Raw genomic sequence first — 20,120 nt, 5'->3', positions numbered from 1 at the left:
CCGCTGGCCGACAAGATGGAGTATCAAGATGAGTGGTGTTGACCTCAACGATATCAAGCGCCGTATGGATGGCGCCATCAATGCGTTCAAGAGCGATATCGCGTCGCTGCGCACCGGCCGCGCCTCGGCCAATATTCTCGATCCGGTCACCGTCGACGCCTATGGCTCGCGTGTGCCGCTCAACCAGGTGGCCAACATCACAGTTCCGGAGCCGCGCATGCTCGGCGTCAACATCTGGGACAAGTCGATGGTCAACGCCGTCGACCGTGCGATCCGCGAATCCAATCTCGGCCTCAACCCCATCGTCGACGGCCAGAACCTGCGCATTCCTCTGCCTGAACTCAACGAGGAGCGCCGCAAATCGCTCGTGAAGGTCGCCCATGATTATGCCGAAAAGTCCAAGGTGGCGATTCGCCATGTGCGTCGTGATGGCATGGATGGTCTGAAAAAAGCCGAAAAGGACGGTGACATCGGTCAGGACGAAAGCCGTGGACAGTCGGAAAAGGTTCAGAAAATGACCGATGACACGATTTCGGAAATTGACCGCTTGCTTGCCGAGAAGGAAAAGGAAATCATGCAGGTCTGACATCGTTCGCGATAGACCTGTATTTTATTCGTTTTAATTCCGCGCTGCCCTGTTACTGGATCGATATGCCGACGACGACACGTTCCTCCATTCCCGAGCACGTTGCCATCATCATGGATGGCAATGGACGCTGGGCAAAGCAGCGCGGTCTTCCGCGCGTGATGGGGCATCGCCGCGGTGTGGAGGCCGTGCGCGAGACCGTTCGCGCGGCCGGCGACTGCGGAATACACTATCTCACGCTCTTTGCCTTCTCCTCGGAAAACTGGCGTAGACCCGAATCCGAGGTGAGCGATCTGATGGGGCTTTTGAAAGCCTTCATCCGGCGTGATCTTGCGGAACTGCACCGCGAAAATGTCCGCGTGCGGATCATCGGCGACCGGCAAGGGCTGAAGCAGGACATACGTGCGCTCCTCGAAGAGGCGGAGCAGACGACGGCGGACAATACCAAGCTGACGCTGGTGATCGCTTTCAATTACGGCAGCCGCGACGAGATTGCGCGTGCGACAGCGGCGATTGCGCGCGATGTCGCCGAAGGCAGGATTAATGCCGAATCCATTACGCCGGAGATGATTTCGGCCAGACTAGACACGTCCGGTATGCCCGATCCGGATCTCATTATCCGCACCAGCGGCGAAGAGCGCCTGTCGAACTTCCTTCTCTGGCAGGCTGCTTATTCCGAGTTTCTGTTCGTTCCCGAATATTGGCCGGACTTCGACCGCCAGCGATTCTTCTCCGCAATCGAGCAATATGCAACGCGTGACCGCCGCTTCGGCGCACTCACCGAGCAGGTTGCCGTGGCAGGCGCCTGATGAGCCGTGAACTCAGACTGCGGATTGTGTCCGCAATCGTCATGGCGGCGGTCATTCTGGCCGCGACCTGGTATGGCGGCATTCTGTTCCGCATCGTTGCGGGCCTTCTGGCGATCCTCATCTATTATGAATGGTCGACGATTAGCCGGCTGTCGGAGTCGAACCCGACAGGCAACGCCTGGGGCTGGTTCGCGGTTGCCGTCATCGCCGGTAACACGATCTTCGGCGAATCCTCGCTCGATCTGCCTCTATTATCCGGCTTCACGCTGACCGCTGCGCTGTTTCCGATCCTGCGCGGCAAAAATTGGTGGCTGGTGGGTGGTATTTTTTATGCGGGCCTGAGCGGCATATCGCTCTCGGCTATCCGTGGTGACGAGCTGACGGGCTTCGTGTCCATCCTGTTCATCTTCGCCGTCGTCTGGTCGACGGATATTCTTGCCTATTTCGTAGGGCGCGCCATTGGCGGGCCGAAGCTCGCACCTTCGATCTCGCCCGGCAAGACCTGGTCTGGCGCCATCGGCGGGGCGGTGGCGGCCGTGATCGGCGGCGGCGCGGTGTCTATGGCCTATCACGGCAGGATCAGCGTGCTGGTGCTGGTGCTCGCTCTTATTCTTTCGGTATTCAGCCAGATAGGCGATCTCTTCGAATCCTTCGTGAAACGGCGTTTCCAGGTCAAGGATTCCAGCCATCTCATTCCAGGCCATGGCGGCTTCATGGACCGAGTTGACGGTCTTGTTTTCGCCTGCTTTGCGGTATTCCTCATAGCTTTCGTGCATGCGGCGGCGACCGGCGACGTGCCCGGATCGGGCGGCGGTCTGTTGCCGGGTTTCTGAGCGGCGCGAAAGGTCACGACACAAAGGGCAGATTGTCATGAACACAGTAATGGCGGCGACCGGTTTTCTGACCGGCTATATCGTGCCCTTCATCCTGGTGCTGTCGCTGCTCGTTTTTGTGCATGAGATGGGCCACTATCTTGTTGGTCGCTGGTGCGGAATCCGCTCCACCGCGTTTTCCATCGGTTTCGGCCCGGAGCTGATCGGTTTCACCGACAAGCGCGGCACGCGATGGAAAATTTCGGCGATTCCGCTCGGCGGTTACGTCAAGTTCTTCGGCGATGAGGATGCGGCGAGCAAGCCGGATAGTTCCGGCCTGTCGCATATGTCGCTGGAGGAGAGGGCGCAGACGCTTTCCGGTGCTAAGCTGTGGAAGAGGGCGGCCACGGTTGCCGCAGGCCCGATCGCGAATTTCATTCTCGCGATTCTCATCTTTGCGGTGCTCTTTGGCATTTATGGCCGGATGATCGCCGATCCGGTCGTGGCGGAAGTCCGCGAAAACAGTGCTGCTGCCGCAGCCGGCGTTCAACCCGGTGACAGGCTGGTGGCGATCGATGGCGAAAAAGTGATGACCTTCGAGGACGTCCGCCGTTATGTCGGCATCCGCCCGGGCACGCCGATCACCGTAACGGTTGAAAGGGCGGGCGAGGAGCTGAAGCTGCCGATGGTTCCGACCCGCACGGAGACAACGGACCAGTTCGGCAACAAGTTGGAAATGGGTATTATCGGCATCGTCACCGACCAGACCAGCGGTAACTTTCGCTATATTGAATATTCACCGTCTGAGGCGCTGGCCGAAGGTGTGCGCGAAACCGGCCACGTTATCACCGGCACCTTCAATTATATCGGCAATCTCGTGACTGGGCGCATGAATGCCGATCAGCTTGGTGGTCCGGTCCGGGTGGCGCAGGCGTCCGGCCAGATGGCGACACTCGGTATTTCCGCCGTTATCCAGCTTGCCGCCGTTCTTTCCGTCTCCATCGGTCTTTTGAACCTGATGCCTGTGCCGGTTCTGGACGGCGGGCACCTTGTGTTCTACGCCATCGAGGCCATTCGCGGCAGGCCGCTCGGTGCGGGCGCGCAGGAAGTCGCGTTCCGTATCGGAATGATGATGATTTTGGGCCTGATGGTTTTTGCAACATGGAACGATATCAGCAGCTTGATCGGCTGATGATTGTGTTTTAACGGTTTTGTTAGTGACTTGTTTACCGTGTTTATATGCCGAAGTGGCGAATGAGCCACTCTGAAGCACGAAGTAAACAGAATTTAACGTTCACGCTTGCTTGTAGGGGAAAAGCAGGTAAAACGACGCACATGGCCGGAGTCGGGTTCCGCCCGCTGAGGGACAACGTAAAAAGGTAAGAATTGAAATGAAGGCTGGTTCAAGATTTTTGAACGCTGTGTCGGCGGTTGCTCTGTCTGCCGGTGTTTCTTCGGTTGCGGGCCTTGGTGTGCTTGCCTCTGTTGGCGTTGCACATGCAGCCGTCATCAGCAGGATCGATGTTCGCGGGGCCGAAAGGTCGGGCGCGGACTCCGTGCGTTCCAACATCACCATTGCGCCGGGTAAGAACTTTTCCAATTCGGACATCGATGAATCGGTGAAGCGTCTTTACGCCACAGGTTATTTCTCGAATGTCTCCATGCGCGTTTCCGGCAGCACGCTGGTCGTGACGGTCGACGAGAACCAGCTCGTCAATCAGGTGGTCTTCAACGGCAACCGCAAGATCAAGGACGACAAGCTCGCCGGCATCGTGCAGACCCAGTCGATGGGTCCGTTCAATCAGGCAATCGTGACGGCGGATATCGCTCGTATCAAGGAAGCTTACGCAGCCATTGGCCGCAGCGATGTCGAAATCACCACGCAGACCGTTTCCGTCGGTCAGGGCCGGGTGAACATTGCTTTCGTCATCAATGAAGGCGAGCGCACGAAGATCGGTCGCATCGATTTCGTCGGCAACAATGCCTATAGCGATGGTCGTCTGGCCGCCGTCATCAATACCAAGAAGTCCAACATGCTGTCCTTCCTGACGCGTAAGGACGTTTATAACGAGGACAAGCTGCGCGCCGACGAAGAGGCGCTGCGCCAGTTCTACTATAACCGCGGTTATGCCGACTTCCGGGTCGTATCGTCCGACGCGGTGCTGGACGAATCCAAGAACGAATACACCATCTCGATCACGGTCGATGAAGGCAAGAAATACGATTTCGGCAACGTCGTTGTCGAATCGACCGTTCCGGGTGTTGATGGTGCGGAATTGCAGGGTCTCGTTGAAACCCGCCAGGGTGCAAGCTACAGCGCCAAGGAAGTTCAGCAGAGCATGGAGGCGATTTCCAAGCGCGTGGCCGGCGAGGGTTATCCCTTTGCCCGCGTAACGCCGCGCGGCGACCGCGATATGGCTGGCAACACCATCGGTGTGACCTACATCGTCGACCAGGGCGAGCGCGCCTATGTCGAGCGTATCGAAATCCGTGGCAACACCCGCACGCGTGACTATGTCATTCGTCGCGAATTCGATATTTCCGAAGGCGATGCGTTCAACCAGACAGTCATCACCGCTGCGAAGCGTCGTCTCGAAGCGCTCGGCTATTTCTCGAAGGTCAATATTTCGACCGCCGGAGGCAGCGCGCCTGACCGTGTCGTGATCGTGGTTGACGTTGAAGATCAGTCGACGGGTTCGTTCGGTATCGGCGCGGGCTACTCGCAGAACGACGGCGTTCTGCTCGAAGCTTCCATCGAAGAAAAGAACTTCCTCGGTCGCGGCCAGTACATCCGTCTCGCCGCTGGTGCGGGTGAAGACGATGCACGCAGCTATACGCTGTCCTTCACGGAACCCTATTTCCTCGGCTACCGTCTTGCCGCAGGTTTCGACCTGTTCAAGAGCCAGAGCCGCAGCGAAGACTATTATGACTACGACGAGCAGGGCTTCTCGCTGCGCGTGACCGCGCCGATCACCGAAGACCTCTCAACGACGTTCAAGTACACCTACAAGCAGCTCAATTATGACGGCGAAGGCGACTGGGAAACCGGCAGCAACCTTGCCGCTCCCTACAAGGACCTGATCCGTGGCGGTGACTGGACACAGTCCATCATTTCGAACACGCTGAACTACAATACGCTCGACGACCGCAACATGCCGCGCGAAGGCTGGCAGGCTGCTCTGACGAACGAATTTGCAGGTCTCGGCGGCGATTCCGAATATTACAAGATTTACGCCAAGGCTCGCTTCTTCTACACGCTTTCCGATGAGTACGATGTCATCGGCTCTCTGACCGGCCAGGCCGGTCACGTGGTGCCGACAGGCGACAATCTGCTTGTGTTCGATCAGTTCAAGTTCGGCGGTCGTCAGGTTCGGGGCTTCAAGAACGATGGTATCGGTCCGCGCATCGGTTCCGACTCCATCGGCGGCACGACCTATTTCGCCGCTTCTGCTGAAGTCTCGGCTCCGATGCCTGGGGTTCCGGAAGATTTCGGCCTGCGCCTTGCTGGCTTCGTGGATGCAGGCACGCTGTATGGCAACAAGGTTGCCAACAGCGCAGGTGTGAAGGACGACAACTCCATCCGCGCATCCGCCGGTGTCGGTGTGATGTGGGCGTCGCCCTTCGGTCCGATCCGTGTCGACTACGCCGTGCCTTTCGCCAAGGAAGACTACGACGAGGAACAGCGTTTCCGGTTTGGCATGTCCAACACTTTCTGATATCGGCAGTCCAGAACTGCAACTTTGAACGTTCTGGAGTTTCCGGCTGATGGAATACAACGCCTTTTTTCCGCCCCACGAGGGACTGCGATTGAAAGATATCGCAGACCGTCTTGGGGCGGAACTGTCTGATGACGCGGCGGGGGAGCGGATCATTCGCTCCGTCGCGCCGGTCTACCGGGCAAAACCCGATCAGCTCTGCTATATTCTTTCGCGCAAGAACCGCGACGAGCTGCAGACCTGCGACGCTGGCGCCGTCATTTGTGACGCCGCACTTGTGGACATGCTTCCGTCTCACACCCCTGCGCTGATATCGAAAAACCCGCACACGCTGTTTGCGCAGGTTGGTGCCTTGCTGCATCCTTCCGCCATGCGTCCTGGTCCGATTGCGCGTATGGACGCTGAAATTTCCCATGCTGCGCATGTCGATCCATCCGCGAAGCTGGAGGCGGGCGTCATCGTCGAGTCGCTCGCCGTGATTGGAGCTGGCGCCCATATTGGCGCGGGTACGCGCATCGGTCCTGGGGTCATCATCGGGCAGGATGTGCAGATCGGGCGCGATTGCACCATTGCCGGCGGCGCAAGCGTTCTTGCGGCCCTCATCGGTAATAATGTGATTATCCATAACGGCGCGCGCATCGGTCAGGATGGTTTCGGTTATGCGCCCGGTCCGCGCGGCATGCTGAAGATCGTGCAGATCGGCCGGGTCATCATTCAGGACAATGTCGAGATTGGCGCCAACACTACGATCGATCGCGGCACCATGGATGACACGGTCATCGGCGAAGGCACCAAGATCGACAATCAGGTCCAGATCGGCCACAACGTGCGCATCGGCCGCCATTGCGGCATCGTCAGCAAGGTCGGCATCGCGGGCAGCACCCGCATAGGCGACGGTGTGATGATTGGCGGTGCGGCCGGAATCAATGGCCATATCAACATTGGCGACGGCGTACAGATCGCGGCCATGAGCGGTGTTGTGGCGGACGTGCCGGCAGGCGCCCGTTATGGCGGCACGCCTGCGCGTCCGATGAAATATTTCCTGCGCGACATGGCCGAAATTCTGGCGCGCGCTGAAGGGCGTGATAAAAAAACAGGAGAGAAAAAAAATGACTGAAGAAACGAAGACGGCGCTCGGCGCGGCTGACATTCTGGAAGTCATGAAGCTTCTGCCGCATCGTTACCCGTTCCTGCTGATCGACAAGATCATTGAGATCGATGGTAACAATTCGGCGATCGGCATCAAGAACGTTACTGTCAACGAACCGCATTTCACCGGTCATTTCCCGGACCGGCCGATCATGCCCGGCGTTCTGATCGTTGAGGCCATGGCCCAGACGGCGGGTGCGATCTGTGCTCGCAGCCAGGGTGAGGGCGGTCACCTAGTCTATTTCATGACAATCGACAATGCGCGTTTCCGCAAACCCGTGGTCCCCGGTGATCGTCTGGAAATTCACGTCGTCAAGCAGCGCCAGCGCGGCAATGTCTTCAAATTCCATTGCGAAGCGAAGGTGGACGGCGCGCTGGTGGCGGAGGCTGATGTCGGCGCCATGATGATCCCCGAGGATCAGCAATGAGCACGATTGCCGCCTCGGCCAGAATTCATCCAAGCGCCGTGATCGAAAACGGTGCGGTGATCGGTGAAAACGTCGTCATCGGTGCGCTGAGCTATGTCGGTGCAAAAGTCACGCTGCATGACGATGTCCAGCTGCACAATCACGCCGTTGTTTCCGGCCTGACCGTGATCGGCCGTGGCTCGGTTGTCCATCCCATGGCGGTCATCGGCGGCGCGCCGCAGGCGGTTCGCCACGACGGTTCGGAAACGACGCTCGAGATCGGTGAGCGCTGCATCATGCGTGAAGGCGTGACGATGAACGCCGGCAGTTCCGATGGCAGCGGCAAGACCGTTATCGGCGACGATAATCTTTTCCTCGCCAATTCGCATGTGGCGCATGATTGCCGCCTCGGCAGCCATATCATCTTGTCGAACAATGTGATGCTGGCGGGCCATGTCACCATCGAGGACCGCGCGATTCTGGGCGGCGGCTGCGCCGTGCACCAGTTCACGCGCATCGGCCGCCAGGCCTTCATCGGCGGGCTGTCGGCGGTCAATTACGATGTCATTCCTTATGGCATGCTGAATGGCAATCCCGGCATTCTTGGCGGTCTGAACGTCGTCGGCATGACCCGTGCCGGCATTGAGCGCGCCGACATCCACAAGGTCAGACGCGTCTACAAGGCGATTTTCGAGGCCGAAGGCACGATCCGCGGCAATGCCGCAGCCATTGACCGTAACGACTATCTGGATTGCCCGCAGGCGCTTGAAGTCATCGATTTCATCGGTGCGGATAGCGACCGCGCAATCTCCTCGCCCAACCGGGGCAAGTGAGCCGTGACAGGCGGCGGGCGTCTCGCCATTGTGGCCGGCAGCGGCCAGCTGCCGCTATATGTGGCGGCTGCCGCCCGTGAGATGGGCGAGAACCCTTTCATCGTGCGCCTGCGCGATGATTCCCGTTTCGACTGGAGCGGTTTCGACAATGCCGTGATCAGTGTCGGCGATGTCGCCGGGCTTGGCCGTCTGCTCCGTGAAAACCGGGTAGACCGTGTCGTGCTATCCGGCGCCGTGGCGCGGCGTCCGGAATGGCGGGAGATTCGACCCACAGTCGGCATCCTGCTCAAACTGCCGTCCATTGTCAGGACGCTGCTGTCGAGCGGCGACGACGCCGTTCTTCAGATGGTTATCAAGATCATCGGCACGCTCGGCGCAAAAGTCATCGGCGCCCACGAAATCGCACCCGGCCTGCTGGCCGCGATAGGCCCTTTCGGTACGCAAAAACCTGCCGAGGATGATCTGCGCGATATACGCAAGGCAGCTGAGGCTGCGCTCGCGCTTGGCAAGCTCGATGTGGGGCAGGGCGCGGTCGCCGTCGGTGGCCGTATCGTCGCGCTGGAAGGCGTTGAGGGAACGGATGCCATGCTGGCGCGCGTCGCGGCATTGCGTGCGGAGGGACGGATATCCCCGCGCCGCAAGGGCGTGCTCGTAAAGCTGTGCAAGCCGCAGCAGGATGTGCGCGCTGACCTGCCGACAATCGGTGTGGAAACGGTGGAGAATGCGCGAAAGGCCGGGCTGGCAGGTATCGCCGTCGAAGCCGGGCGGGCGCTGGTACTCGATCGCGAGGCGATGTTGAAAGCGGCCGATGAGGCGGGCATATTCGTCTGCGGCATCGATACGTCACTTGGCGGAGATATGATGGGGGAGGCCTGATCGGATGACGGCGGCATTAAAAGTGGCGGTCATAGCCGGGGAGGTATCCGGCGATCTTTTAGGCGCGGATCTGATTCGCTCGCTCAAGGCCCAATATGCGGGGCCTGTCGAGCTGGTGGGTGTGGGCGGCGAAACGCTGGAAGCGCAGGGACTGGTTTCCCTGTTCGACTATTCCGAGCTCTCCATCATGGGCTTCACGCAGGTTCTGAAAAAACTGCCGAAGCTCATTGCGCGGATCAACCAGACCGCTCAGGCAATCGCTGCCGCAAAGCCCGATATTCTGCTGATCATCGACAGCCCGGATTTCACCCATCGCGTTGCGAAAAAAGTCCGCAAACAATTACCGCATCTGCCGGTCGTCAATTACGTCTGCCCCAGTGTCTGGGCCTGGAAGGAATATCGCGCCACCGCGATGCTATCCTATGTCGATCATGTGCTGGCTCTTCTGCCCTTCGAGCCGGAAGCAATGCGCCGTCTCGGCGGCCCGCCGACAAGTTTTGTCGGTCATCGACTGAGCGTCGACCCCGATGTGCTGTCAGTGCGACAGAAGCGAGCGGAACGCTCTCTGCCGGCGGATGGCGAACCGAAGGCCATTCTTCTCCTGCCAGGGTCTCGTTCCACTGAAACGACGCGGCTGATGGAGCCGTTTCAGGCGGCGGCGAGAGCTTTTGTCGAGCGCAACGGTCCGACGCGGTTCCTGTTGCCCACTGTACCGCGTCAGGAAAAACGCATTCGCGAACTGGCAGCGTCGTGGCCGGAGGATATCAGGCCCGAAATCGGTATCGATTCCGCCTTCAAATGGAATGCGTTTGCTGAAGCCGATGCGGCCATAGCCGCTTCCGGCACGGTCATTCTGGAACTCGCGCTCGCGGGCGTGCCGACCATCTCGGTCTACAAGACCGACTGGATTTTCACCATGCTGAGCAAGCGTGTCAAGACGTGGACGGGCGCGCTGCCGAACCTGATTGCCGATTACGCCGTCGTGCCGGAATATTTCAACGAGGTGGTAAGGGCAGGTTCGATGCTGCGCTGGGCAGAGCGTCTGTCTTCCGACACCACCGAGCGGCAGGCGATGCTCGAAGGTTATGCACTTGTACAGCAACGCTTGCACACGGATGTGCCGCCGGGGGAAACCGGCGCGCGCATTCTTCTGGATGTCCTGAAGAGCAAAACTCGTCCCTCACAATAATCATAGCCCTCTCGCTCCACCGGTTGATGTCCTGCCGCCGATGCAGGCAGGAGAGGGGGCGATTTTACTGCATTTGATCGTTAGGACGGCAAACGGCTGACCACCGGAGGTCTCCCGGCCCATAAATTTCCATCTGGCACACCTCTTGCTTTCAATCTTGTATGCAAGATAGCCATACATCAGAAAGCGCCCAGAGCGCGGTGGAAGACGCCATCATCTCCGGCATTCTTTCCGCGCGCATCCGCCCGGGCACCCGCCTCAGCGAGAACCAGCTCGCCAGCCTTTTCGGCGTGTCACGCACGCGCATCCGCGAGGCGATGATGCGGCTGGAGACGCGTGGCATCGTCACAGTCAGTCCGCGCCGCGGCTGGTTCGTGGTGGAGCCTTCTGCCGAAGAATCCATCAAGGTCTATGAGGCGCGGCGAATCATAGAATACGGACTGTTGCGCAATCTTTCCGGCGTCAGCGCGCAAGGCATCGCAATCCTCGCCAATCATCTCGATGAGGAGAAGGCGGCAATTGCCAAGGGCGATCGCCAGCGCCTGACCTGCCTAATGGGTGATTTTCACATCCGTATCGCCGAAATCGCCGGAAACGATATCATCGTCGAAACGCTGCGCGACCTGACCGCCAGAACCATCCTCATCTCCATGCTCTACCAGTCCGATTTCCATGCGCAGCAGTCGCACGACGGACATTGCCGTATCTTCGAAGCGATCAAGGCGGCCGATTTCCATGGCGCCGCCGAACTCGCCATCCGCCATCTCGACGAAGTTGAAACGGGTCTCGATCTCACCCGCAGGCCGGACCCGCTCTACGAGCTTCGCAATTCCCTTTCAATGCAGCCCCTTTCCTCAAGCCTCAAGGAGTAATTCCCAATGTTTTCCAGACGTTCATTGCTTGCCATCGCCGCAATTTCCGCAACACTCGGTTTTTCGCCGGCAGCCTTTGCCGATGCGCTCGGTGATATCACGTCCCGCGGCACGATCCGCGTTGCGGTTCCACAGGATTTCCCGCCATTCGGCAGCGTCGGCACGGATATGGCGCCGCAGGGTTACGATATTGATGTCGCCAATCTGATCGGCGAGAAGCTCGGCGTGAAGGTTGAACTCGTGCCGGTGACAAGTGCCAACCGCGTTCCCTATCTTCAGACCAACAAGGTCGATCTCGTCATCTCGAGCCTCGGCAAGAACCCGGACCGTGAAAAGGTCATCGACTTCTCGACCGCCTATGCGCCCTTCTTCAACGGCGTCTTTGCACCGGATTCGGTTGCCGTCACCAAGGCGGAAGATTTGGCCGGTAAGACCGTTGGCGTCACCCGTGGCGCGGTCGAGGATCTGGAGCTGACCAAGGTTGCGCCGGCCGACACCACCATCAAGCGTTATGAGGACAATAACGGCACGATCTCCGCCTTCCTCGCGGGCCAGGTGGAAGCCGTGGCCACCGGCAATGTCGTCGCCGCCGCGATTCTTGCGAAGAATCCGCCTAAGCGCCCCGAACTGAAGTTCCTGATCAAGAATTCCCCCTGCTATATCGGCCTGAACAAGGAACAGCCGGCCCTTCTTGAAAAGGTCAATGCCATTATCGCCACCGCAAAGACCGATGGTTCGCTGAACACGATCGCGCAGAAATGGCTGAAAACCGATCTTCCGAAGGATCTCTGACCAACCTGGCAAATCCATGCGCCGGCCGTGTCTGATCGCGGCCCGGCGCATGGTTTGTCCTCCCCGAAAGGAAATATCGGGTGAAATACACATTCGATTTTGGATGGCTTCTCGATTATTACCCGCAGATCGCCAAGGGCATTGCCATCACGCTGGAATTGATCGCCGTCGGCGGCGTTCTTGGCATTGCGCTCGGCATATTCTGCGCCTGGGTACGCGCGCTTGGCCCCAAATGGCTGAGGCCGCCGGTTGCGACCTATGTAGAGCTCATTCGCAATACGCCATTTCTCATACAATTGTTTTTTATCTTCTTCGGCCTGCCGTCGCTTGGCCTGCAACTGTCGGAATTGAGCGCGGCCAATATCGCCATGGTGGTCAATCTCGGAGCCTATAGCTGCGAGATCATCCGTGCCGGCATTCAGGCGACGCCCAAGGGCCAGTTCGAGGCCGGGGCAAGCCTTGCCATGACCCGTTTCGAAACCTTCCGGCATGTGGTGCTGGTGCCCTCACTGCAACGCATCTGGCCAGCGCTATCTTCGCAGGTGGTAATCGTCATGCTCGGCTCGTCGGTCGTGTCGCAGATCGCCGCCGAGGACCTGACTTTTGCGGCCAACTTCATTCAGTCGCGCACCTTCCGCGCCTTTGAAGCCTACATGGTCTCCACCGTCATTTATCTCGTGCTGGCCATTCTGTTGAGGCAGGTGCTTGTCATGGGCGGCAACCTCATCTTTCCCCGCAGGAGTGTCCGATGATTGAATTCTCCACCTGGGATATTCTCAGAAACCTGCTGCTCGCCACGCGCTGGACCGTTCTGCTGTCGCTCGTCTCCTTTGCCGGCGGTGGTCTGGTGGCGCTGCTTCTGCTGTTCATGCGCATTTCCCGCAAAAAATCGATGCGGGCTTTCGCACGCTATTATGTCGAGCTTTTCCAGGGAACGCCGCTTTTGATGCAGCTTTTCATCGCCTTTTTCGGCCTCGGCCTGGTCGGCATCGATGTGCCGGCCTGGTTGGCGGCGGGCTTGACGCTGATCCTCTGGGCGGCCGCCTTTCTCACCGAAATCTGGCGTGGATGCGTCGAATCCGTTGCGAAAGGCCAATGGGAAGCGTCGGCAAGCCTTGCCATGGGACGCCTGCAACAGATGCGCTACGTCATCCTGCCGCAGGCCATGCGGGTCGCCATTCCGCCAACCGTTGGTTTCTTCGTGCAGGTCATCAAGGGAACGGCGGTGACCTCAATCATCGGCTTCGTAGAACTGTCCAAGGCCGGCACGGTCGTCACCAACGCCACCTTCCAGCCCTTCACCGTTTATGGCCTCGTCGCCCTCATCTATTTCGCGCTGTGCTGGCCTCTGTCGAAGAGCAGCCAGATCCTCGAAAGGAAGCTCAATGTCGCTCATCGAAATCACTGAAGTCCGTAAAAGCTATGGCAGCAACGAGGTTCTGAAGGGCATCAATCTCGATGTGGAGCCCGGTGAGGTCATCGCCATCATCGGCAAGAGCGGATCGGGAAAATCGACGCTGCTTCGCTGCATCAACGGGCTGGAGACGATTTCTGCCGGTTCCATATCGGTTGCCGGCGCGCAGCTTCTCGACGATGATCTGCATCTGAAAGCCCTGCGGCTGAAGGTCGGCATGATCTTCCAGCAGTTCAACCTCTTCCCGCACCAGACGGTTGGCGGCAACGTCATGCTGTCTCAGACCGTGGTGAAGAAGACACCGAAGCCGGACGCGGAAGCTGTTGCCCGCAAGATGCTTGAGCGGGTGGGGCTGGCGCATAAGTTCGACGCCTATCCGGACGAATTATCCGGTGGCCAGCAGCAGCGCGTCGCCATTGCCCGCGCACTCGCGATGCAGCCCATTGCACTTCTTTGCGACGAGATCACCTCGGCGCTCGATCCCGAGCTGGTCTCGGAGGTGCTGGCGGTGGTGCGGGAACTCGCCGGCGAAGGCATGACGCTGCTGATGGTGACGCATGAGATGAAGTTTGCGCGCGACGTCTGCTCACGCGTCGTTTTCATGCATGAGGGCAGGGTGCATGAAATCGGCCCACCGGAGGAGGTGTTCTCTAATCCCTCCACACCCGAGCTCAAGCAGTTTCTGGGCGTTGCGGCGCGCCACTGAGAACCATCAGGACCAACAACAAAAAAAGGCCGGCGGGTGAAAACCTGCCGGCCTTTGATTTTACAGGGTTTCGCGGCTTAGCGCTTGGAAACCGGGACGTAGTCGCGCTTGCCGGCGCCCGTATAGAGCTGGCGCGGACGGCCGATACGCTGCTGCGGATCTTCGATCATCTCGTTCCACTGTGCGATCCAGCCGACGGTGCGGGCAAGAGCGAAAAGAACGGTAAACATGGTCGTGGGGAAGCCCAGCGCCTTCAGCGTGATGCCGGAATAGAAGTCGACATTCGGGTAAAGCTTCTTTTCGACGAAGTAGGGGTCGGAAAGGGCGATCTTTTCCAGTTCCAGCGCGACCTGCATGATAGGATCGTCGGAATTGCCGGTGGCTTCCAGCACTTCGTACATCGTCTTCTGCATGATCTTGGCGCGCGGGTCGTAGTTCTTGTAGACGCGGTGGCCAAAGCCCATCAGGCGGAACGGATCGTTCTTGTCCTTGGCGCGGGCGATATATTCCGGAATACGGTCAACCGTGCCGATTTCGTTGAGCATGTTGAGCGCCGCTTCGTTGGCGCCGCCGTGAGCCGGGCCCCAGAGGCAGGCGATACCAGCCGCGATACAGGCGAACGGATTTGCACCCGACGAACCGGCAAGACGCACCGTGGAGGTGGAGGCGTTCTGCTCGTGATCGGCATGCAGGATGAAGATGCGATCCATGGCGCGGGCCAGAACCGGATCCACCTTATAGTCCTCGCAAGGCACGGCAAAACACATGTGCAGGAAGTTGGAGGCGTAATCCAGATCGTTCTTCGGATAAACGAAGGGCTGGCCGATATGGTACTTGTAGGCCATGGCTGCAATCGTCGGCATCTTCGCGATCATGCGCAGCGAAGCGACCATGCGCTGGTGCGGATCGGTGATGTCGGTCGAGTCGTGGTAGAAGGCCGAGAGAGCGCCGACCGTGCCGCACATGACGGCCATCGGATGCGCATCGCGACGATAGCCGGTGAAGAAGCGGCTCATCTGCTCATGCACCATGGTGTGGCGCGTGACGCGGGTGTCGAAGTCCTTCTTCTGCGCAGCCGTTGGCAGCTCACCGTAGAGCAGCAGATAGCAGGTTTCCAGGAAGTCGCCCTGTTCGGCGAGCTGCTCGATGGGGAAACCACGGTGCAGGAGAACGCCCTCGTCACCGTCGATATAGGTGATCTTGGATTCGCAGGAGGCCGTCGACGTGAAACCCGGGTCGTAGGTGAAGGAGCCCGTGTGCTTGTAGAGCGTGGCGATATCGACGACGCTTGGTCCAATCGTGCCCTCCCTGACCGGGAGTTCCACCTGCTTTTCGCCAAGTGTCACTGTAGCGCTTTTTTCCGTCATACTGATCCTCCGAAAACATGCGGGTGGGGGCGTTGAGACACACCCCGCGGTTAAGCGTCTACCGATTAGCTATATGATCCTTGCGCAGATGCCAAGCTATCCAAAGGTCAAATTGTGCATTGCGGCAAACGCAATTGCGTTGCTTTTCGCTTTATCGATCATGGCAACTCAATCTCGGTCAACGCAGGGTTAAAGGAAAGCATTGCAATCCCGCGCGTCCACCTGCAAACCTGTTTCCGGTGCGGCAGGGGCGCGGCGCAGATTGCTTGATCAAGGGGAAAAACAGCATTTCGGATATGCCGAAACGATGCAGGGCGGATTGCCCCGCACGACGGAGATGCTGTCTCCGCAGCGCCGTACCGGCGATCTGGCGACATATGGTCTGCCGGCCCTTGCCGACAAGCCGCAAACGCAAACTGCCATTCTCCAGAAAATCACCACCTGCCTCGCCGAGGAACGTGCATTCGGTCATGATTTTCTTTTCGTGCCGGTCTTCATCGGCTGTGGGGCGATCCTCTGGTTTTCCCTTGATGCAGCACCCTCATTGCCGCTTCTTGTTGTTCTATTTTTCCTCGCCGCCGGCCTGGCATTCGCCACCCGATATCACGCGACTCTGGTGGCCACGGCGTGCAGCCTCGTCGCACTGCTGTTGCTGGGCATGCTTTTCGCCGAATTTGAAACGCGGAGGGCAGGGACGGTGGTGCTGGATACGCCCGTTACCACCACTATTACCGGCACGGTGATGCGCCGAGAGGTCGATGCCCGCGGCGATTGGCGTTATGTGGTGCAGCTGGCTGCGACAGAAGCGCCGGCGTTGTCACGCCTGCCTGGAAAGGTTTCGCTGCTGGCCCGCGGCGGCGGAAAGCCGGTGGCACTCGGTGCGACAATTCGCGGCAAGGCGCGGCTTTCGCCGCCATCCGGTCCGGCTTTGCCCGGTCTCAACGATTTCGCCTTCGCGTCCTATTTCAGGGGCATAGGCGCGACCGGCTTTTTTTACAAGCCGCCGCAGACGATCACTGCCCCTGATATCGACGCAAAGGATGATTGGCTGGAATGGGCCGATATGCGGCTCTACGGCCTGCGCACCGCCATTGCCGAGCGCATCCGCAGCACCATTGGCGGCGACGCCGGTGCGTTTGCCGCCTCTATCGTCACCGATGAGAGACAGGCCATATCGGCGGAAACAATGGAAGCCCTGCGGCTTTCCGGCCTTGCCCATATCGTTGCCATATCCGGGCTCAACATGGCGTTGGCATCAGGCATATTCTTCGTGGGGCTGAGGCTTGCCTTCAGCCTGTTTCCGGCCTTTGCCCAGCGCTGGCCGGTGAAGAAAATATCCGCTTTTGCGGCGCTGCTGATGACGCTCGCCTATTACCTGATATCAGGTTTTGCCGTCTCTGCCGAACGCGCCTGGCTGATGATGTCGGTGATGCTGATCGCGGTGCTGTTCGATCAGCCGTCGCTTAGCCTCAGGAATGTTGCGCTGTCCGCTCTGGTCATCCTTGTTCTCTCTCCTTCGGAAATCATGGGGCCGAGCTTCCAGATGTCCTTTGCCGCGACAATCGCGCTTGTTGCCGCTTATGCCGCCTGGAGCCGCTGGCGCGGCGACCGGGAGCGTCTGTTCACAGGCCGCAAACCGGCGTGGATGACGGTGGCGGGAACGGCAGGCGCCGTCATCGGCGGTGTTGTCACCACATCGCTGATCGGCGGGCTTTCGACGGCGATCTATTCCGCCGAGCATTTCCAGCGTGTCACCACCTATGGACTTTTCGCCAATCTGGCAGCCATGCCGCTGATGTCGCTGGTCGTCATGCCCTTCGGCCTCATCGCCATGCTGTTGATGCCCTTCGGGCTCGATGCGCCGTTCCTGAAGGTCATGGGTTACGGCATGGCGCTCGTTATCGAGGTTGCGGACGAGGTGGCGTCCTGGGGTGGCAGCGCGGCGACCGGGAGACCGCATGGCGCTTTCATCGGCATTGCCTCTGTGGGTTTTCTGCTGCTGACATTGCTGCGCACCCGTTTGGCGCTACTCGGTTTGCCACCTCTGATATTGGCCTTCGGCCTCTCTGGAGCCGTCGCCCAACGCGGTCTGCCTGATCTGCTTGTCCATGAGGAAGGCAAGCTGGTGGCGCTTCTGGACGAGGGCAGGGTCTACACCACAAAAACGCGGCCGCAGGGCTTCATCTATGAGCAATGGCAGAGGGCGCTGCTGTTGCCTGACAAACCGCTCCCACCGGTCCTTCTCAAGATGGGGGCTCCGACAACAACCGTTGCTCTCACCACCAAATCCAAGCTGGCGCCGGAGGACATGAAGGCCGTGGCGCGGGAGATGATAACGACGCTGAGAGATGCCGCACCCGGTGTCTTCACCTGCAGAACAGGCATCTGGTGTGCGGCGCGCGCGGGAAGCGGCGAATTTATCATAGTTCTGGAAGACGGCCGGTTTGCAGGAAAAGCCTGTGATATCGCCGATATCGTCATCGTCTCCCGCAGAACCTCGTTTGCGCAATGCCGCTCGGGCGCCCTGCTGCTCAATCGCGACACATTAAGACGCATCGGCTCGGTAGAGATAAATTTCGCCGGCAGCGAACAGGCGGGGGTGGTGGGGCGGATGCGCGCGGCAACCGCCAGCACCGACAGGCCGTGGAGCGAACATCGCTATTACGACTGGAAGAGTGGCCGCTTTGACCGTGATGTGCCAGAAGCCGTCACTCAGGTGCTGACGGCATCGCAGTGAGTGCCGTCAGCATGTTTTGTCAGGCCTTGGCGCGCAGATCCGCGGTCAATTCGCCAATGCTGCCGATCTCTTCTTCATGCGGCAGATCGCGCCAGATTTCCTTCAGTCCGGCCTCATACCATTCGCGCATGGCGGGCAGGGCAAGCAGCCTGTCACAATAGGCCTTCGCCGCTGGCGAAAGATCGGCGCCATAGGTCTGGAAACGGAACGCCACCGGGCAGAAGAAGGCATCGACCGCCGTGAATTTTTGACCGGCGAGAAACGGTCCGCCGAATTTTGCGAGGCCTTCGCTCCACAGCGCATCAATGCGTTTTATGTCGGCCGCAAGCCCGGCATCGCCGCCCTTCGGTTTTACGCGGATACCGACCGACATGGGATAGAGATTGCGCAGCGAAGAGAAGCCCGCATGCATTTCACTTGCCGCCGAGCGTGACCAGGCCCGTGCCTGCTTGTCACTTGCCCAGACACCCTGATGTCTCTCGGCCAGATATTCGGCAATCGACAGCGATTCCCAAACCGTCACGCCCTCATCAACAAGGCACGGCACCTTGCCCGTCGGCGAAAAGCTGGAGAAGGCAACACCTTCGCCAAAGGGAACGAGTTTTTCATCAAAGGCGATGCCGAGCGTGCGCATCAAAACCCAGGGCCGCAGCGACCATGAGGAATAGTTCTTGTTGGCAATATAAAGATCGTACATGGCGTTTTTCCCCCGATAGGATGCGCATTTCTATATCTGCGAATGGTCTTGGAATATCGCAAAGAATCCATGGCTCCCATAACGCCAATTGATGGATGGGCCATCGTGCACAACCGCATTTTCGCAACGACGAGCGCGTTTGCCACTTAAAAAAGAAAAGGCGCATCAATTCAACGAAATGACGCGCCCTTCATCTTGCAGGCCAGATATGCCGCCGTTTAACTGTTTCGGCTTATCCAAACCGGCGGCGGCATCAATGATATCTGCGGATCAACCCAACCAGCTTGCCCTGTATCTTCACCCGATCAGGCCCGAAAATTCGGGTCTCATAGGCCGGGTTTGCAGCTTCCAGCGCGATGGAGGCTCCCTTGCGGCGGAAACGCTTCAGGGTCGCTTCTTCATCATCCACCAGCGCGACGATGATATCACCCGGATTGGCCGTATTGCCGTTGCGGATGATGACGGTATCGCCATCAAAAATGCCGGCCTCGATCATCGAATCACCCTTGACCTCCAGAGCGTAATGTTCGCCCGAACCCAGCATATCCACTGGCACAGCCACATCATGGGTGTTGTTCTGGATGGCGGAAATCGGCACACCGGCGGCGATGCGGCCCATGACCGGCACGGTGACGGCACCGCCGAGATCATTGGCAGGCGCCTTGGGGGTCGCGGCCGGCTCCGGCGCCTTCGGCTTGCCCAGGCTGCCTTCGATGACGCTCGGTGAGAAACCACGCTGCGGCCTTGCGCCCGGCGTATAGGCCTCAGGTAATTTTATCACTTCCAGCGCTCGCGCCCTGTTGGGTAGCCGGCGAATAAACCCGCGCTCTTCGAGTGCGGTAATCAGCCGGTGAATGCCGGATTTGGAAGCAAGATCGAGTGCGTCCTTCATTTCATCGAAGGAGGGCGGCACGCCGGACTCTTTCATTCTTTCATGAATGAAGAGAAGCAATTCCTGCTGTTTGCGCGTGAGCATGAGGAAAACACCCTTGAGAATCGTCGTTGAAGTCGCGAAACAAATACAGAACGAACACTATATGTTCCATATGTGTTCCGCAATCCCCTAAAATTTCGTGAAGGGTGCATCTCAGATCGTGATTTGATATTCGAAAGCGTGAACTGCCGAGAGCCGGTAGGGTTGGTGACTATTTTGATAAT

Annotated in this window: 19 protein-coding genes; 16 read left to right on the top strand and 3 right to left on the bottom strand. The window is 59.0% G+C overall.

Going from position 1 to position 20,120, the window contains the following annotated elements; translation table 11 throughout:
* Positions 1-28: 28 nt before the first annotated feature.
* The 15 genes from frr (at position 29) to O9X91_RS13460 (ending at position 14,161) form a co-directional block, all read left to right on the top strand.
* On the top strand, positions 29-586 hold the full coding sequence (gene frr, locus O9X91_RS13530; RefSeq protein WP_004441558.1) for a ribosome recycling factor: 558 nt from the start codon (positions 29-31) through the stop codon (positions 584-586).
* A gap of 65 nt (positions 587-651) precedes the next feature.
* Positions 652-1,395, top strand: a complete 744-nt coding sequence (locus tag O9X91_RS13525) for an isoprenyl transferase (protein ID WP_142912166.1) — start codon at positions 652-654, stop codon at positions 1,393-1,395.
* Positions 1,395-2,228 carry a phosphatidate cytidylyltransferase gene (locus O9X91_RS13520; RefSeq protein ID WP_077982376.1) on the top strand — a complete coding sequence of 278 codons (834 nt, stop codon included), beginning with the start codon at positions 1,395-1,397 and terminating at the stop codon, positions 2,226-2,228. The genes O9X91_RS13525 and O9X91_RS13520 overlap by 1 nt, the downstream gene beginning before the upstream one ends.
* A 49-nt stretch (positions 2,229-2,277) precedes the next feature.
* Positions 2,278-3,399, top strand: a complete 1,122-nt coding sequence (rseP, locus tag O9X91_RS13515; RefSeq protein ID WP_269833260.1) for an RIP metalloprotease RseP — start codon at positions 2,278-2,280, stop codon at positions 3,397-3,399.
* A 199-nt stretch (positions 3,400-3,598) separates the two neighbouring features.
* The gene (bamA, locus tag O9X91_RS13510; RefSeq protein ID WP_077982374.1) at positions 3,599-5,923 is read left to right on the top strand and encodes an outer membrane protein assembly factor BamA; all 2,325 of its coding nucleotides are present in this window, start codon (positions 3,599-3,601) and stop codon (positions 5,921-5,923) included.
* 49 nt (positions 5,924-5,972) lie between these two features.
* Positions 5,973-7,040, top strand: coding sequence for a UDP-3-O-(3-hydroxymyristoyl)glucosamine N-acyltransferase (lpxD, locus tag O9X91_RS13505; RefSeq protein ID WP_077982373.1), 1,068 nt, complete (start codon positions 5,973-5,975; stop codon positions 7,038-7,040).
* On the top strand, positions 7,033-7,500 hold the full coding sequence (gene fabZ / locus O9X91_RS13500; RefSeq protein WP_065653924.1) for a 3-hydroxyacyl-ACP dehydratase FabZ: 468 nt from the start codon (positions 7,033-7,035) through the stop codon (positions 7,498-7,500). Before lpxD ends, fabZ begins: the two co-directional genes overlap by 8 nt.
* Positions 7,497-8,312 (top strand): acyl-ACP--UDP-N-acetylglucosamine O-acyltransferase, encoded by an 816-nt coding sequence (lpxA, locus tag O9X91_RS13495; protein ID WP_142912168.1) that lies wholly within the window; start codon positions 7,497-7,499, stop codon positions 8,310-8,312. The genes fabZ and lpxA overlap by 4 nt, the downstream gene beginning before the upstream one ends.
* A gap of 3 nt (positions 8,313-8,315) precedes the next feature.
* Complete coding sequence (locus O9X91_RS13490; RefSeq protein WP_161596350.1) at positions 8,316-9,188, top strand: LpxI family protein; 873 nt, start codon at positions 8,316-8,318, stop codon at positions 9,186-9,188.
* A gap of 4 nt (positions 9,189-9,192) precedes the next feature.
* Positions 9,193-10,377, top strand: coding sequence for a lipid-A-disaccharide synthase (lpxB, locus tag O9X91_RS13485; RefSeq protein WP_077982371.1), 1,185 nt, complete (start codon positions 9,193-9,195; stop codon positions 10,375-10,377).
* Between the two features lie 161 nt (positions 10,378-10,538).
* Complete coding sequence (locus tag O9X91_RS13480) at positions 10,539-11,249, top strand: GntR family transcriptional regulator (protein WP_077982370.1); 711 nt, start codon at positions 10,539-10,541, stop codon at positions 11,247-11,249.
* Positions 11,250-11,255: 6 nt separating this feature from the next.
* A complete protein-coding gene (locus O9X91_RS13475) occupies positions 11,256-12,041 on the top strand; it encodes a transporter substrate-binding domain-containing protein (protein ID WP_142912169.1) in 786 nt (261 codons plus the stop codon).
* A gap of 80 nt (positions 12,042-12,121) precedes the next feature.
* The gene (locus tag O9X91_RS13470; protein ID WP_077982368.1) at positions 12,122-12,793 is read left to right on the top strand and encodes an amino acid ABC transporter permease; all 672 of its coding nucleotides are present in this window, start codon (positions 12,122-12,124) and stop codon (positions 12,791-12,793) included.
* Positions 12,790-13,449, top strand: coding sequence for an amino acid ABC transporter permease (locus O9X91_RS13465; protein WP_142912170.1), 660 nt, complete (start codon positions 12,790-12,792; stop codon positions 13,447-13,449). Before O9X91_RS13470 ends, O9X91_RS13465 begins: the two co-directional genes overlap by 4 nt.
* Positions 13,427-14,161, top strand: coding sequence for an amino acid ABC transporter ATP-binding protein (locus O9X91_RS13460; RefSeq protein WP_269823982.1), 735 nt, complete (start codon positions 13,427-13,429; stop codon positions 14,159-14,161). Before O9X91_RS13465 ends, O9X91_RS13460 begins: the two co-directional genes overlap by 23 nt.
* A gap of 77 nt (positions 14,162-14,238) precedes the next feature.
* Here the strand turns inward: O9X91_RS13460 and gltA are convergent, their stop codons facing one another.
* Entirely contained in the window at positions 14,239-15,528 is a 1,290-nt protein-coding gene (gene gltA / locus O9X91_RS13455) for a citrate synthase (RefSeq protein ID WP_003502585.1), read from the bottom strand.
* A gap of 307 nt (positions 15,529-15,835) precedes the next feature.
* Between gltA and O9X91_RS13450 the strand changes: the two genes are divergently transcribed.
* On the top strand, positions 15,836-18,265 hold the full coding sequence (locus O9X91_RS13450) for a ComEC/Rec2 family competence protein (RefSeq protein ID WP_269834322.1): 2,430 nt from the start codon (positions 15,836-15,838) through the stop codon (positions 18,263-18,265).
* Between the two features lie 19 nt (positions 18,266-18,284).
* Here O9X91_RS13450 and O9X91_RS13445 read toward each other — a convergent pair whose 3' ends face one another.
* Together O9X91_RS13445 and lexA are read right to left on the bottom strand one after the other, a co-directional pair.
* Positions 18,285-18,962: a glutathione S-transferase family protein gene (locus tag O9X91_RS13445; RefSeq protein ID WP_142912172.1), complete on the bottom strand. Its 678-nt coding sequence runs from the start codon at positions 18,960-18,962 to the stop codon at positions 18,285-18,287.
* 253 nt (positions 18,963-19,215) lie between these two features.
* Positions 19,216-19,938, bottom strand: a complete 723-nt coding sequence (gene lexA / locus O9X91_RS13440; protein WP_077982364.1) for a transcriptional repressor LexA — start codon at positions 19,936-19,938, stop codon at positions 19,216-19,218.
* Positions 19,939-20,120 lie beyond the last annotated feature (182 nt).

The organism is Agrobacterium salinitolerans, from assembly GCF_027498475.1.
GTDB lineage: Bacteria > Pseudomonadota > Alphaproteobacteria > Rhizobiales > Rhizobiaceae > Agrobacterium > Agrobacterium salinitolerans.
This window is presented reverse-complemented; position numbering and strand designations above follow the sequence as displayed.

Coding starts and splice junctions, on each gene's coding strand:
- lexA (WP_077982364.1), bottom strand. CDS start 19,938: ATGCTCACGCGCAAACAGCAGGAATTGCTTCTCTTCATTCATGAAAGA.
- lpxB (WP_077982371.1), top strand. CDS start 9,193: ATGACGGCGGCATTAAAAGTGGCGGTCATAGCCGGGGAGGTATCCGGC.
- O9X91_RS13475 (WP_142912169.1), top strand. CDS start 11,256: ATGTTTTCCAGACGTTCATTGCTTGCCATCGCCGCAATTTCCGCAACA.
- lpxA (WP_142912168.1), top strand. CDS start 7,497: ATGAGCACGATTGCCGCCTCGGCCAGAATTCATCCAAGCGCCGTGATC.
- O9X91_RS13465 (WP_142912170.1), top strand. CDS start 12,790: ATGATTGAATTCTCCACCTGGGATATTCTCAGAAACCTGCTGCTCGCC.
- O9X91_RS13460 (WP_269823982.1), top strand. CDS start 13,427: ATGTCGCTCATCGAAATCACTGAAGTCCGTAAAAGCTATGGCAGCAAC.
- O9X91_RS13445 (WP_142912172.1), bottom strand. CDS start 18,962: ATGTACGATCTTTATATTGCCAACAAGAACTATTCCTCATGGTCGCTG.
- lpxD (WP_077982373.1), top strand. CDS start 5,973: ATGGAATACAACGCCTTTTTTCCGCCCCACGAGGGACTGCGATTGAAA.
- O9X91_RS13480 (WP_077982370.1), top strand. CDS start 10,539: ATGCAAGATAGCCATACATCAGAAAGCGCCCAGAGCGCGGTGGAAGAC.
- O9X91_RS13450 (WP_269834322.1), top strand. CDS start 15,836: ATGCAGGGCGGATTGCCCCGCACGACGGAGATGCTGTCTCCGCAGCGC.
- fabZ (WP_065653924.1), top strand. CDS start 7,033: ATGACTGAAGAAACGAAGACGGCGCTCGGCGCGGCTGACATTCTGGAA.
- bamA (WP_077982374.1), top strand. CDS start 3,599: ATGAAGGCTGGTTCAAGATTTTTGAACGCTGTGTCGGCGGTTGCTCTG.
- rseP (WP_269833260.1), top strand. CDS start 2,278: ATGGCGGCGACCGGTTTTCTGACCGGCTATATCGTGCCCTTCATCCTG.
- O9X91_RS13525 (WP_142912166.1), top strand. CDS start 652: ATGCCGACGACGACACGTTCCTCCATTCCCGAGCACGTTGCCATCATC.
- O9X91_RS13520 (WP_077982376.1), top strand. CDS start 1,395: ATGAGCCGTGAACTCAGACTGCGGATTGTGTCCGCAATCGTCATGGCG.
- gltA (WP_003502585.1), bottom strand. CDS start 15,528: ATGACGGAAAAAAGCGCTACAGTGACACTTGGCGAAAAGCAGGTGGAA.
- frr (WP_004441558.1), top strand. CDS start 29: ATGAGTGGTGTTGACCTCAACGATATCAAGCGCCGTATGGATGGCGCC.